We start from the raw sequence: 577 nt of genomic DNA, 5'->3' as shown, positions 1-577 counted from the left end.
GCCCAAGGGTGTGGCCGTCACCCATCGCAATGTCACCCAGTTGCTGGAGTCGGTGCACGACGAGCTGGCCCTGGGCCGGGTGTGGTCGCAGTGTCACTCGCTGGCCTTCGACTTCTCGGTGTGGGAGATCTTCGGGTCGCTGTTGCACGGCGGCCGGCTGGTGATCGTGCCCGACGCGGTGGTCCGCTCACCAGAAGACCTGCACGCCATGCTGATTCGCGAAGAAGTCAGCGTGCTGAGCCAGACACCGTCGGCGTTCTACGCCCTCTCACCCGAGTTGGCCAGGGAGGGGAAGCTGCGCACGGTGGTATTCGGTGGCGAGGCGCTCGAACCGCATCGGCTGGGCAAGTGGTTGAACCGCCAGCAGCGGTCGCCGCGCCTGATCAACATGTATGGCATCACCGAGACCACGGTGCACGCCTCGTTCCGGGAGATCGTCGCGAGCGACGTCGACAGCACCGCCAGCCCGATCGGCACACCGCTGGCCCACCTGAGCTTCCTCGTCCTCGACGAGTGGCTGAATCCGGTGCCGGTGGGTGTGGTGGGTGAGTTGTATGGGGCGGGGGGGGGGGTGGGG

Annotated in this window: 1 protein-coding gene; it reads left to right on the top strand. The window is 66.9% G+C overall.

Going from position 1 to position 577, the window contains the following annotated elements; translation table 11 throughout:
• Positions 1–577: AMP-binding protein (locus A9X05_RS17915; RefSeq protein WP_156736807.1), on the top strand; the 577-nt coding region annotated here is incomplete at both ends.

The sequence above is a fragment of the Mycobacterium sp. E3298 genome (assembly GCF_001666895.1).
Classification (GTDB): domain Bacteria; phylum Actinomycetota; class Actinomycetes; order Mycobacteriales; family Mycobacteriaceae; genus Mycobacterium.
Note: the sequence above shows the minus strand (reverse complement) of the source record. Positions and strands in the feature narration are given on the sequence as shown.